This is a genomic window from Pseudomonas sp. EYE_354, from assembly GCF_023148575.1.
In the GTDB taxonomy this organism is placed as follows: Bacteria; Pseudomonadota; Gammaproteobacteria; order Pseudomonadales; family Pseudomonadaceae; genus Aquipseudomonas.
The window spans coordinates 200,966-213,224 of the sequence record NZ_JAHXNQ010000006.1 but is presented as its reverse complement, the minus strand read 5'-3'; the positions used below and the strand labels follow the sequence as shown (position 1 = coordinate 213,224).

General features: G+C 62.5%; 13 protein-coding genes. 8 read left to right on the top strand and 5 right to left on the bottom strand.

The features are described 5' to 3' along the window. Position 1: 1 nt before the first annotated feature. Together KZX66_RS10740 and KZX66_RS10735 are read left to right on the top strand one after the other, a co-directional pair. Positions 2-664, top strand: a complete 663-nt coding sequence (locus tag KZX66_RS10740) for a response regulator (RefSeq protein WP_248079208.1) — start codon at positions 2-4, stop codon at positions 662-664. Next, entirely contained in the window at positions 661-2,034 is a 1,374-nt protein-coding gene (locus KZX66_RS10735) for an ATP-binding protein (RefSeq protein WP_248079206.1), read from the top strand. Before KZX66_RS10740 ends, KZX66_RS10735 begins: the two co-directional genes overlap by 4 nt. Before the next feature lie 9 nt (positions 2,035-2,043). Here KZX66_RS10735 and KZX66_RS10730 read toward each other — a convergent pair whose 3' ends face one another. Next, positions 2,044-3,282 (bottom strand): MgtC/SapB family protein, encoded by a 1,239-nt coding sequence (locus KZX66_RS10730; RefSeq protein ID WP_017530653.1) that lies wholly within the window; start codon positions 3,280-3,282, stop codon positions 2,044-2,046. 229 nt (positions 3,283-3,511) lie between these two features. On the opposite strand from KZX66_RS10730, the gene KZX66_RS10725 reads away from it, so the two are divergent. The 4 genes from KZX66_RS10725 (at position 3,512) to KZX66_RS10710 (ending at position 7,581) form a co-directional block, all read left to right on the top strand. Next, positions 3,512-4,435 (top strand): universal stress protein, encoded by a 924-nt coding sequence (locus KZX66_RS10725; protein ID WP_248079205.1) that lies wholly within the window; start codon positions 3,512-3,514, stop codon positions 4,433-4,435. 213 nt (positions 4,436-4,648) lie between these two features. Continuing rightward, on the top strand, positions 4,649-5,992 hold the full coding sequence (locus KZX66_RS10720) for a PAS domain-containing sensor histidine kinase (RefSeq protein ID WP_248079202.1): 1,344 nt from the start codon (positions 4,649-4,651) through the stop codon (positions 5,990-5,992). After that, on the top strand, positions 5,977-6,360 hold the full coding sequence (locus tag KZX66_RS10715; RefSeq protein WP_248079199.1) for a response regulator: 384 nt from the start codon (positions 5,977-5,979) through the stop codon (positions 6,358-6,360). The genes KZX66_RS10720 and KZX66_RS10715 overlap by 16 nt, the downstream gene beginning before the upstream one ends. A 9-nt stretch (positions 6,361-6,369) precedes the next feature. After that, positions 6,370-7,581, top strand: coding sequence for an EAL domain-containing response regulator (locus tag KZX66_RS10710; RefSeq protein WP_248079196.1), 1,212 nt, complete (start codon positions 6,370-6,372; stop codon positions 7,579-7,581). Between the two features lie 3 nt (positions 7,582-7,584). On the opposite strand, the gene KZX66_RS26380 is transcribed toward KZX66_RS10710, so the two are convergent. The 3 genes from KZX66_RS26380 to KZX66_RS10700 form a co-directional block, all read right to left on the bottom strand. Then, complete coding sequence (locus KZX66_RS26380; protein ID WP_282445891.1) at positions 7,585-7,719, bottom strand: hypothetical protein; 135 nt, start codon at positions 7,717-7,719, stop codon at positions 7,585-7,587. Between the two features lie 11 nt (positions 7,720-7,730). Continuing rightward, positions 7,731-7,943 (bottom strand): hypothetical protein, encoded by a 213-nt coding sequence (locus KZX66_RS10705; RefSeq protein ID WP_248079193.1) that lies wholly within the window; start codon positions 7,941-7,943, stop codon positions 7,731-7,733. Positions 7,944-8,013: 70 nt separating this feature from the next. Further along, positions 8,014-8,559, bottom strand: coding sequence for a hypothetical protein (locus tag KZX66_RS10700; protein WP_248079191.1), 546 nt, complete (start codon positions 8,557-8,559; stop codon positions 8,014-8,016). A gap of 374 nt (positions 8,560-8,933) precedes the next feature. Between KZX66_RS10700 and KZX66_RS10695 the strand changes: the two genes are divergently transcribed. Further along, on the top strand, positions 8,934-10,343 hold the full coding sequence (locus KZX66_RS10695) for a circularly permuted type 2 ATP-grasp protein (RefSeq protein WP_248079189.1): 1,410 nt from the start codon (positions 8,934-8,936) through the stop codon (positions 10,341-10,343). Between the two features lie 3 nt (positions 10,344-10,346). Further along, positions 10,347-11,297 carry an alpha-E domain-containing protein gene (locus KZX66_RS10690; protein ID WP_248079187.1) on the top strand — a complete coding sequence of 317 codons (951 nt, stop codon included), beginning with the start codon at positions 10,347-10,349 and terminating at the stop codon, positions 11,295-11,297. Here the strand turns inward: KZX66_RS10690 and KZX66_RS10685 are convergent. Next, complete coding sequence (locus KZX66_RS10685) at positions 11,294-12,235, bottom strand: alpha/beta hydrolase (RefSeq protein ID WP_248079185.1); 942 nt, start codon at positions 12,233-12,235, stop codon at positions 11,294-11,296. The genes KZX66_RS10690 and KZX66_RS10685 overlap by 4 nt on opposite strands. Positions 12,236-12,259: the final 24 nt, after the last annotated feature.

The following is a 12,259-nucleotide window of genomic DNA, read 5'->3' as shown; positions in this document are numbered from 1 at the left end:
TGTGCGCCTATTACTGATCGAGGATGATGTGGCGCTGGGGGAAGGCATCCAGCAGGCGCTGGTGCGTGAGGGCTACACCGTCGACTGGCTGCAGGACGGCAGCAGTGCCTTGCACGCCTTGCTCAGCGAAACCTTCGATGTGGTGGTGCTCGACCTGGGCCTGCCACGCATGGACGGACTGGAGGTATTGCGCCGCCTGCGCGACAGCGGCGCCGTTGTGCCGGTGTTGATCCTCACTGCACGGGACGCCACCGAAGACCGCATCGCCGGGCTGGATGCCGGCGCCGACGATTACCTGATCAAACCCTTCGACCTGTCGGAACTCAAAGCCCGCCTGCGCGCGCTGCTGCGGCGCAGCGCCGGGCGCGCGCGGGTGCTGATCGAACACGCCGGCATCTGCCTGGACCCCAGCACGCAACAGGTCACCTACCACAACCAACCCGTGGTGCTGACCCCTAAGGAATACCAGTTGCTGCACGAACTGCTCTCCCCGCCCGGCCGCGTGATGACCCGCGATCAGTTGATGCAGTTGCTTTACGGCTGGAACGAAGAGGCGGAAAGCAACACCCTGGAGGTGCATATTCACCACCTGCGCAAGAAATTTTCCAGCGAGTTGATCCGCACCGTGCGCGGGGTGGGCTACCTGGTGGAGGAGCGTGGATGACCTCGATCCGGCGGCGCACCCTGACCCTGATCATCGGCCTGATGCTGACCGGCCTGCTGGTGATCAGTTGGCTCAACCTGCACGACAGCAACCACGAAATCGCCGAAGTCTACGACGCGCAATTGGCGCAGAACGCGCGGCTGTTGCAGGGCGTGATGAGCATGCCGCTGGGCGGCAAAGACCAGGCCGAGCTGTATCGCGCGTTTAACAAGGCCTTGGGCAACGCCGTGCCTAAGCTGGACGGGCATCCTTACGAAAGCAAAATTGCCTTCCAGGTATGGAACCCCCAGGGCGAGCGCCTGGTGTTTACCAGCAGCGCGCCAGCGCTTGCGGCGCCTCCCGAGACTGCCGGGTTCGGCAACGTCGAGGATGTCAGCGGTCGCCAATGGCGCGGTTTCGTGCTCAAGGACAAGGACAATGGCCTGCGTATCTGGGTGGGTGAACGTGACGACGTGCGCTCTGATCTGGTGGGCCGCATCGTGCGCCATACCCTGTGGCCCAACGTGTTGGGCAGCCTGATCCTGGCCGCATTGGTGTGGCTGGCCATCGGCTGGGGCCTCAAGCCTCTGGCCGATATGGCCGCCACCCTGCGCGCCCGCCACTCCGGCTCGCTGGAGCCGATGCAACTCACGCCCCTGCCCACGGAGCTGGAGCCGATGCAGGCGGCGTTGAACCGCATGCTGGCGCAAATCCAGGACATGGTCGGCCGTGAACGGCGCTTTATCGCCGACGCCGCCCATGAAATGCGCACGCCCCTGGCGGTGCTGCGGGTGCATGCGCAAAACCTGCTGGAAGCCGGTACCGAGACCGAACGGCGTGAATCCCTGGCCTTTTTGATCAGCGGCGTCGACCGCACCAGCCGCCTGGTCAATCAGTTGCTGACCATGGCGCGCCTGGAGCCCAGCGACGAGCATCTGCCTGTGCAGGCCATCGACCTGGCGGCGGCAGTGCGCGAAACGCTGATTCAACTGACACCCTGGCTGCTGAGCAAAGGCCTTGAACTGGTGTTCGACGTGGACGACGCCGCCTATGCCGTGAGTACCGATGCGGTGGCGATCAATATCGCCCTGACTAACCTTGTGACCAACGCGGCCAACTTTTCACCGGAGCACGGCGTAATCACGGTGGGCTTGCGCAAACACGCCAACCGCTTCGCGCTGACCGTGGACGACCAGGGCCCCGGCATTGACGAGAACGAGCGCGACCGGCTGTTCGAACGGTTCTACAGCCGCGGCAATGCCCAGGGCGCCGGCCTGGGCCTGACCATCGTGCAAACCATCGCCCAACGTCTGGGGGGCCGGATACACCTGGAAAATCAGGCATCCGGAGGCTGCAGGGCCACCCTGGATATCCCCGGTGATGCGCCGTAGGCGCAGCCGTCACGCGGCCACGGTTCCCAGCCACATCGCCCCGGTCAGCAGCAACTGTCCAGGGATCACGTAGGCCGCAAAACGCCGGCCGCCGGTGACCCAGGCCACCAAGCATTTGCTCAACGCGTTGCAACTGATGGCCAGCAACACGGGGGTGGACGCGGCAACCAGCGTCAACTGGCCGCTGCTGGCCAGCGCTGCAATCGAGGCGGTCGAGGCATGGGCATCGGCGAAGCCAGCCAGGGTGGCGCTGACAATGACCCCCATTTGGCCGAAGTGATAGAGCATCACCGACGACACAACGCCAATGCCCGTCAGTGTCAACACCATGATCAAGGCCAACTTGAGGTCGAACGCGCCGCCAACCTGAACCGGCTGGCCGGTGGGCGCGGTGCGCGCTCGCAGCATCACACCCAGCGCATACAGTGCGGTGGCAGCCAGGCCCGCCAGCAGCGGCCAGGCCAATTGGCGCAGTAATGCAGGCTCCACGGCGCCCAGAATCAAAGCGGCCTGGGTCATCGTTGCCAGGTTCGACAGAATGGCGGCTGCCGCCAGGGTTCGCAGGTGGTCCGGCTCTTTGAGCGCCCTATGCCCCATGGCGGCGATGGTCACGGTACTGGACGCAAACCCCGAAGCGATGGCCCCGATGGCATACCCGTAACGGGGGCCCAGAATGCGTTCCGCCACGTGCCCCACCGCGCCTACTGCCATCAACATCACCGTCAACGTGCAGATGGTGCGCGGGTTCACCGCCTCGTAAGGGCCGATAAATCGATCCGGTGCCAATGGCAGCACCACCAACGCCACAACCAGCAGCAACAGGCCGTCGCGCATTTCTGCATCGGTCAATTGGCTGCGGGCGAAATCGTGCAGTTTCTGGCGGTAGACCAGCAAACCGGCCATCACCACGCCAATCGCCGTCGCCAGCGCAGGCGACGCGGCACACAGAGCGCCCAGCACCAGGACAGTCAACAAGGCGACTTCACTGGTGATGCCTGGGTCTTTGTCCTGACGCTTCCAGTAAGCCGTACTCACCAGCACGGCCAGGCACAGCGCGATCAGCCCAAGCAACAGCGCACCGCCGACTTGTTGGGTGACATAGCCCAGCAAACCGGTGATGGAATAGGTACGCAAACCGGCAAACGCGCGGTGTTCGCCCTCGCCTTTATGGCGCTCACGCTCCAGCCCCACCAGCATGCCGATGCCCAGCGCCGCGGCGGCGCCGGCAATGCCCAGGGTTTGCGTCATGCTGTGCCCCTATTACGCGCAAGTGTGCGGTGGGTTACCAGACTGCACCGCAACGGCGCGATACGTGTTGATCATGGTCAACGACGCGCCGCACCGCTCGACCGACCGTCGCCCGGCGGCTCCCCCCCCGCGCGCCCCTTGATGCAGGTCAATTCCGGCAAGGCGCCTGGGGCGATGATCAACCAGAGGCGTCACGGCCCAAACCCCTTCGTCGCCACGGGAGATCAGCATGTCTGCTCAAGCACGTTTCCTTTTATTGGTTTCACCGTTGATGGAACACAGCCCCGCCCTGGAAAGAGCCGCCGCCCTGGCGAAAGCCGAAGGCGCCGCGCTGCATATCCTGGCCTTCGACTACCTCGATGGCCTGGCAACCGCGGGCCTGGTGAACGAGCAGGCATTGGAGCAGATGCGCCTGGGGTACGTGGAGCGCCACCACCAATGGCTGGAGGACCAGGCCAGGCCGTTGCGCAAGCTCGGGCTGACGGTCACCACCGAAGTCGCGTGGGTCGAACACCCGCTCAAGGAGTTGCTGCTGCGCCTCAAGGAAGAACCCATGGACCTGGTGATCAAGGCCCTGGAGCAGGAATCGTGGCTGTCGCGCCTGGTATTTACGCCGCTGGACGTGCACCTGTTGCGCGAATGCCCGGTGCCGCTGCATTTTGTGCGTCAGGTCAAACATGCGTTGCCGCGCAAAATCGTCGCGGCGGTCGACCCGTTTCATCGCGACGGCCGCTACGAGGGGTTGAACGACCGTATCCTGCATGAAGCGACAAAACTGGCCATCGCGTGCGATGCCGAAGTAGAAGTGGTGTATGCCCACGACTTGTCCGACCTGAGCGCCAAGGAGTATGGCTTAGGCAGTGGTGCGGGGTTTTTCTCTTCACAGGCCGCCAAGCTGCTGTTCGACGAGCAAGGCAAGACTTTCGACGACCTCGCGGCGCGCAACGGCATCCCGCCCGAACAGCGTCACATGATCCTCGGCAGCCCGGCCCGTGTGCTGTCCAGCTATGCCGATGCTTACAACGTCGACGTTATCGTCATGGGCCGCGTCGGCCATCACGGCCTCGAGCGCATGCTGGGCAGCACCGCCGAATCGCTGCTGTACAAGATGCCGTGCAGCGTCTGGATGGTCTCCCCCGAAGTTATCGATTGAGTACCTGACGCACCTGTCAAGGGCGGCGCTCTGCCGCCCTGTTGAATTTCTGCCCATCCAATTGAGTGCAGCGACACCGCACCGTGCGTGGTATCTGCTATTGTCAGGGCACTTCATGTCCTCCCCGTCGCCTTCGAGCGACTTTGTGTGAGCATGCTCTGCGCCCTCGCCTGACGACGACGGCGGGCCTGAACCCCATGGAACGCACAAGCGATGGACACTCCCCCGCCCTTACTGCCGCAGTCACGCGCGGAAAAAATCGTCGAGTTCAAACGCCAGAAAACCCTGCTCAAGACCGGTGCGCTGCAAGACGCCATCTTTAACAGTGCGTACTTTTCCAGCATTGCCACCGACGAAAAAGGCGTGATTCAGATCTTCAATGTCGGCGCCGAACGCATGCTTGGTTACGCCGCCGCCGACGTGGTCAACCGCATCACGCCCGCCGACATTTCCGACCCCGCCGAGCTGATCACCCGCGCCGCCGCCCTCAGCCAGGAACTCGACACCCCCATCACCCCCGGTTTCGAAGCGCTGGTATTCAAAGCCTCGCGCGGGATCGAAGACATCTACGAGCTGACCTACATCCGTAAGGACGGCAGTCGCCTGTCGGCCATGGTCTCGGTGACTGCGCTGCGCAACCGCAATGACACCATCATCGGCTACCTGCTGATCGGCACCGACAACACCGCACGCAAGCAGGAAGAGGCCGAACGCAAAGGCTTCGAGCGAGCCCTGGAAGAAAAAAACCTGGAGCTCGAACACGCCAACCATATGAAGTCCGAGTTCCTCGCCACCATGTCCCACGAACTGCGCACACCACTGAATGCAGTGATCGGCTTTTCCGAGGCATTGAAAGACGGGCTGGTGGGCGACATGAGCGACACTCAGCGCGAATACATCGGTGACATCTTCACCAGCGGCCAGCACCTGCTGTCGCTGATCAACGACATCCTTGACCTGTCCAAGGTCGAGGCCGGGATGATGGACCTGGAGCTGGAACCCGTGGAACTGGCCGGGTTATTGGCCAACAGCCTGCTGATCGTGCGCGAAAAAGCGGCCCTGCAGCGCATCCAGCTCAAGCTGGACAGCCCGGTCGACCTGGGGACGCTGGTGCTGGATCTGCGCAAGACCAAGCAGATCGTCTACAACCTGCTGGCCAACGCGGTGAAGTTCAGCGAGCACGGCAGCGACGTCAGCCTGGCGGTGCGCGAGGTCGGCCGCGATCAGGTCGGCCAGATCGCCGGTGACTGGCCGGTGCATCGCTTTGTCCTGCAACCCAGCGCGCACCAGCAATTTCTTGAACTGAGCGTCAGCGACACCGGCATCGGGATTGCCCCGGATGACATGGGCAAGCTGTTCAAGGCCTTCAGCCAGATCGACAGCAGCCTGGCACGCAAATTCGAAGGCACCGGCCTGGGCCTGGCGATGGTCAAGCAGCTTGTCGACCTGCACGGCGGCAGTGTTGCCGTGGCGAGTCGCGAAGGACTGGGCGCGCGTTTTGTGGTGTGGTTACCCCTGCATCGCGCGAATGTGGAGGCCCCATGGCCAACATCCTGATCGTCGAAGACAACGAAGCGAACATGCGCCTGGCGCGCCTGCTGCTGGTCAACGCCGGCCACAGCGTGGTCTGGGCGGCGGATGCCGAAAGCGGCCTGACCCTGGCCCGTGAACAGCAGCCGGCGTTGATCCTGATGGATATCCAATTGCCAGGCATGGACGGCCTGGCTGCCACCCGCCTGCTCAAGCAAGACCCGCACACCGCGCAGATCCCGGTGATTGCCCTCACCGCCATGGCCATGAAGGAGGACCGGGAAAAAGCCCGGCTCGCCGGGTGCGACGCGTATGTGAGCAAACCCCTGCGCTACAAAGAGTTGTACCAGGTGATCGATACCCTGCTGAACCCGCCCAACACACCTCTATCATGAGTCCTCTCCATGGCCAGCCCACCCGCAACGCTATTGATCGTTGATGACGAACCCCAGGTTCGCAAGCTGTTGGAAACCCTGTTGCAGCACGAGGGCTACCTGACCCTGAGCGCCGGCTGCGGTGAAGAGGCCTTGCGGTTGGTGGCCGAGCAACCGCCGGACCTGATCCTGCTGGACATCATGATGCCCGGCATGGACGGCTATGAAGTGGCCAGCCAGCTCAAGGGCAATCCGGTCACGGCGAGCATTCCGATCATCATGCTTTCAGCATTGAGCGAGCCGACCGCGCGGGTCAGCGGCCTGGAAACCGGCGCCGAAGAGTTCATCAGCAAACCGGTGGAGCGGGTTGAATTATGGCTGCGGGTGCGCAACCTGCTGCGGCTCAAGGCCCATGGCGATCAGTTGAAAAAGCCCAGCGACAATCCTCAATTGACGGTGCACGACCTGGCCCGCCTCGACTTGGAGAACGACCTGCGCGACGCCATTAAACACCAGGCATTCACCCTGCATTACCAGCCCAAGGTCGAAGTGGCCAACGGCAAGGTATGTGCTGTGGAAGCCCTGTTGCGCTGGGACCGACCCGGTTATGGCGCGGTCTCGCCCGCGGTGTTCGTGCCGGTGTTGGAAAACCTGGGGTTGATCGTGCCCGTGGGGCGCTGGGTCATCGAGCGGGTTTGCCAGCAAATCGCCGCCTGGCAGCGCAGTGATGTCGGTGCAGTGGAGGTGGCGGTCAACGTCTCCGGCCAGCAACTGATCGAGGGCGACTTGATTGCCGATATTGCGCGCATCCTCGCCAAAACCGGGGTCGAGGCGCATTGGCTGGAGGTGGAGCTGACCGAAGGCTCACTGATGGACAACACCCAGCGCACCATTGCCAGCCTGCAACGCCTGCGGGCCATGGGCGTGAAGATCGCCATCGACGACTTTGGCACGGGCTATTCAAGCCTGGCCTACCTGCGCCGCTTTCCCCTGGATACGCTGAAAATCGATATCGCGTTTATCCGCGAAGTCACCACCAACCCTCAGGATGCGGCGATCACCCGCACAATCATTGAGCTGGCCCATAGCTTGAAGTTGCGAGCGGTGGCCGAGGGCGTCGAAACGCAGGCGCAACTGGCCTTTCTGAAAGAGGCCGGCTGCGACCAGATGCAAGGGTATCTGTTCAGCCGGCCGTTGCCCGTGGCGAACCTGGAGCGATTGCTGACCGCGCAGCCACGCTGAAGATCAGTCTTGTTTGTCGGTGTGACCGACGTCTGCCGCTTCATCAGCATCGTTGAGCGGCACTTGCGCATCGTCCATCAACGAGCCGGGGTCTTCGTTGCCCGGATCGTTGAGTTCTTCCTCCATTTCTTTTGACATGAGCGTCTCCTCTAACCGCCTTGGGTGTCGATATCGGCATCGGTGTCAGGCTTGGGCTCGCGCTCAGGCTTGAAGTCTGGACTGTAGTCGTTTTCCGACGCCTTGGGATCACTGCCGGCCTTGGGGTCTTTTGGCGCATCGGCACCGGTGGCCGGTGCTGAATTGCCGTCGTCGATCGCCGGATCGTTGCGGTCACTGACTTGCGGATCGCTTGGGGTGCTCATGGCGCTTACCTCTGCTTGGCCTCAGTCCTGTTTTGGCGCTGGCGAACGCCTTGAAGTTCCGCCTGATCGATCATCGGATTGGATTGTCGACCTGGATATAGAACGCATAAATGCCCAGCAGCAGCCAGAAGACCATGAACAGCCACGGCGCGCGCATCGAGAACAGCAGCGACTTGCGATAGCCCTTGTGGGTGGATTCCATTTCGGAAAACAACGGTGACTCGTCATAGGCCATGCCCATCACCGGTTCGCTGCGCAGCAGTTCGCTCTGCTTGTAGTGCCAGTGATCAATGATCTCGTACGCGGCACGGATGCCCGGCCAGGCGTTAAGGGAGCTGAGAATGCCCAGTGCCACCAGAAACACCGGCACTACCAGGGTGAACAGCTTGCCCCATTCCGGGTTGAGGTTGCCCATGCCCGACACGAAGGCAATCACCAGGAATGACTGCGCAGTGAGGTAGGCATCGGTGCGGTTGGCGAGGATCGTGGTTTCGTACTGGATCTCGCGGCGGTAGAAGTCGAGGCGGTCTTTGGGCGAGCCGAAAATCTTCGCGTTGTGTTCGCTGTGGTCGGTGGCGGCCGCTTCCGGGGTGTGAGGGGTGATGATTCTGGGCACGGCGGTGCTCCATAAGGTTACGAACCTCGTTAGAAGAATCGGGCACGGGTGAAGTTCAAGTTTGTTGACGCACCAATCCAGTGCAAGCGGTGCACCGTTCTCGTATCAATAGGACGCCGATTCTCTGTGGCGGGCGGGATCAGGGCTCGCCAGCGGTTACCGGTCTGCCAATAACGGGTTTCGGCACAGGCATTGCTTAACCCATTCATCTGCCCGAATACAGGAACATTCGTTACCCCCCGACCCAGAGCCGACCCTCATAAGAAAGTAAGGACCAGGCCTGCTGGCACCCTCAGCCACAGGCTCATAAAAACATGCGTTTTTTTAAGCGGCAGTGCCACCCAAGCAACCCTGGGCACTGACAAGGTACTGGAATGGCTCGATCTTTCTTTGATGAAATGAATGACGCAAACGGCGTGTGCCGTGCGCACTATCAGGACTTCTCCCGCTGGCTGGCCAACACGCCACCGGAACTGCTGGCCCAGCGTCGCCGCGAAGCCGATTTGCTGTTTCACCGTGCCGGGATCACCTTCACCCTCTATGGCGACGAGCAGGACACCGAGCGTCTGATCCCCTTCGACATCATCCCGCGCAGCATCCCCGCCAGTGAATGGAGCGTGATCGAACGCGGCTGTATCCAGCGGGTCAATGCGTTGAACATGTTCCTCGCCGACATTTACCACGACCAGCGCATCATCAAGGCAGGGATCATTCCCGCCGACCAGGTGCTGGGCAACGAGGGTTATCAGAAGGCCATGGTCGGCCTGGACCTGCACCGCGATATCTATTCGCACATATCCGGCGTCGACCTGGTACGCGACGGCGACGGCACCTACTACGTGCTCGAAGACAACCTGCGCACTCCCAGCGGCGTGAGCTACATGCTCGAAGACCGCAAGATGATGATGCGCCTGTTCCCGGAAGTGTTCGCCAGGCAGCGCATCGCGCCGGTGGACCACTACCCCAACCTGCTGCTCAAGACCCTGAAAAGCTCAAGCCGCCTGGACAACCCCAATGTGGTGGTGCTGACGCCGGGGCGCTTTAACAGTGCATTCTTCGAACACGCGTTCCTCGCCCGGGAAATGGGCGTGGAACTGGTGGAAGGCGCCGACCTGTTCGTGCACGACCTCAAGGTCTTCATGCGCACCACCGACGGGCCCAAGGCCGTCGACGTGATCTACCGCCGCATCGACGACGCCTTCCTCGACCCGCAGGCCTTCAACCCCGACTCGATGCTCGGCGTGCCCGGCCTGGTGGCCGCCTATTGCGCCGGCAACGTGGTGTTGGCCAATGCCATCGGCACCGGCGTGGCCGACGACAAGTCGATCTACCCTTACGTGCCGGAAATGATCCGTTTCTACCTGGACGAAGAGCCGGTGCTGCAAAACGTGCCGACCTTCCAGTGCCGCAAGCCCGATGAGCTGTCCCATGTGCTGGCCCACTTGCCCGAACTGGTGGTCAAGGAAACCCAGGGCTCCGGCGGCTACGGCATGCTGGTGGGCCCGGCCTCGACGGCGGCCGAAATCGAGGACTTCCGTCAACGCATCAAGGCGCGTCCTCACGCCTACATTGCCCAACCGACCCTGAGCCTGTCCACCTGCCCCACCTTCGTTGAAAACGGCATCGCCCCAAGGCATATCGATCTGCGCCCCTTCGTGCTCTCGGGCAAAGAAACCCGTCTGGTGCCCGGCGGCCTCACGCGTGTGGCCTTGCGTGAAGGCTCGTTGATCGTCAACTCGTCGCAAGGCGGTGGAACCAAAGACACCTGGGTGGTGGAGGGCTGAATCATGTTGAGTAGAACCGCCGCAGATCTGTACTGGATGTCCCGCTACCTGGAGCGCGCAGAAAACCTGGCGCGCATGCTGGAAGTCAGTTATTCGCTGTCGCTGATGCCCCAGGCGGGTCACACCGACGGCCTCGACGAACTGGCCATGTCGTTGCTCAGCAGCGGCACCCTGGACAGTTACCTTGAACGCCACCAGACCCTGGACGCCGAACGCATGCTGCACTTCTTCGCCCTCGACGAAGAAAACCCGGCCAGCATCTACAACTGCCTGCGCGCAGCGCGAGGCAATGCCCACGCGGTACGCGGGCGCATCACCGCCGATATGTGGGAAAACCTCAACGCTACCTGGCTGGAAATGCGCAGCATCGCCGCCGGCGGCCTGGCGCGGCATGGCATCAGCCACTTCTGTGACTGGGTCAAGCAGCGTTCGCATCTGTTCCGTGGCGCCACCTCGGGCACCATCATGCGCAATGACGCCTACCGGTTTATCCGTCTGGGGACCTTTGTCGAGCGCGCGGACAACACCCTGCGCCTGCTGGACGCCCGCTATGAAATGTTCGGCGAAGAGTCCGAAGAAGTCAGCGACCTGTCGGCCCGCGGGTATTACCAGTGGAGCGCCCTGCTGCGTGCGTTGTCGTCGTTCGAGGCCTACACCGAGCTGTACCCCAACGCGCTGAATGCGCGCTCGGTGTCGGAATTGCTGCTGTTGCGCAGCGACGTGCCGCGCTCGCTGCATGCGTGTATCGAAGAGTTGAGCCATATCCTCGCCGACTTGCCTGGCAGTTATGGACGTTCAGCGCAGCGCCTGGCCGCCGAGTTCGAAGCGCGGCTGCGCTACACCGGCATCGATGAGATTCTGGAGGATGGGCTGCATGCCCGCCTGACGGAGTTCATCGACAACGTGCGCGAGTTGGCGCGGGCGATTCAAAGCTCCTATCTGGAGATGGTCTAAGGTCGCTTCAGAAACTCGAGCAGCCGCTCGTTCACCTGTGCGGCCTGCTCGTTCTGGATCCAGTGGCCGCAGTTGGCCAGGACGTGTTGTTCTAGGTCAGGCACTGACTCCGGCATGCGCTTGAGCGTGTGGGCTTCAAACACCCCGACCGGGTCGCGGTCGCCAATCAGGAACAGCGTCGGCTGCAGCACCTGGCGCCCGGCCAGGTGCTCGGTGCGTTGCCAGTTGCGTTCGAAGTTGCGATACCAGTTCAGCGGCCCGCGAAAGCCGTGTTCGGCGAAGGTCTGCACGTACACGTCCAGGTCCTCCTGGCGGCACCAGTGCGGCAATGCGCCGGGGCTGCCAACACCGTCGAGCAACCGCGCATCGGCGGGCTTATGTTGCAGGAACACGTCCTGGTCCTGCATGAACAGCCGTAGCGTGCGTTCGATATCGGCGTTCAATTCCTGCTCGGCCACACCGGGCGTCTGGAAATACAGGATGTAGTTGAAGCGGTCGGCGTACAGCTCACGCATGATGTCGATCACCGGCCGGCGGGCCCGCCCGGCGAACGGCACAGACATGGTCACCAAGCGGCTGACGCGCTCGGGCTCGAGCAACGCCAGGTGCCAGGCCACCACTGCCCCCCAGTCATGCCCGACCATCACCACCTGCGTGTGACCAAAATGGTCCATGGCCTTCTGGATATCGCCGCACAGGGTCAACAGGTCGTAATCGCTGATATCCGCCGGCGCGCCTGATGCGCCATAACCGCGCATTTGCGGGGCAAACACCCGGAACCCGGCCGTGGCCAGGGCGGGCATCTGCTCACGCCAGGAGTACCAGCACTCGGGAAAACCATGCAGCAGCCAGATTGGCTGACCGTGCTCGGGGCCGCAGCTGTGAACGTTCAGGTGAATACCGTTGACGGCGATTGTCTGTTCGGTCAGGGAAGTCATGGGCTTGGCCTGTGTGCTGTTTCG

Bases quoted from the DNA above. Each gene is read 5' to 3' on its own strand.
- KZX66_RS10735 (WP_248079206.1), top strand. From the start codon at position 661: ATGACCTCGATCCGGCGGCGCACCCTGACCCTGATCATCGGCCTGATG.
- KZX66_RS10730 (WP_017530653.1), bottom strand. From the start codon at position 3,282: ATGACGCAAACCCTGGGCATTGCCGGCGCCGCCGCGGCGCTGGGCATC.
- KZX66_RS10725 (WP_248079205.1), top strand. From the start codon at position 3,512: ATGTCTGCTCAAGCACGTTTCCTTTTATTGGTTTCACCGTTGATGGAA.
- KZX66_RS10720 (WP_248079202.1), top strand. From the start codon at position 4,649: ATGGACACTCCCCCGCCCTTACTGCCGCAGTCACGCGCGGAAAAAATC.
- KZX66_RS10715 (WP_248079199.1), top strand. From the start codon at position 5,977: ATGGCCAACATCCTGATCGTCGAAGACAACGAAGCGAACATGCGCCTG.
- KZX66_RS10710 (WP_248079196.1), top strand. From the start codon at position 6,370: ATGGCCAGCCCACCCGCAACGCTATTGATCGTTGATGACGAACCCCAG.
- KZX66_RS26380 (WP_282445891.1), bottom strand. From the start codon at position 7,719: ATGTCAAAAGAAATGGAGGAAGAACTCAACGATCCGGGCAACGAAGAC.
- KZX66_RS10705 (WP_248079193.1), bottom strand. From the start codon at position 7,943: ATGAGCACCCCAAGCGATCCGCAAGTCAGTGACCGCAACGATCCGGCG.
- KZX66_RS10695 (WP_248079189.1), top strand. From the start codon at position 8,934: ATGGCTCGATCTTTCTTTGATGAAATGAATGACGCAAACGGCGTGTGC.
- KZX66_RS10690 (WP_248079187.1), top strand. From the start codon at position 10,347: ATGTTGAGTAGAACCGCCGCAGATCTGTACTGGATGTCCCGCTACCTG.
- KZX66_RS10685 (WP_248079185.1), bottom strand. From the start codon at position 12,235: ATGACTTCCCTGACCGAACAGACAATCGCCGTCAACGGTATTCACCTG.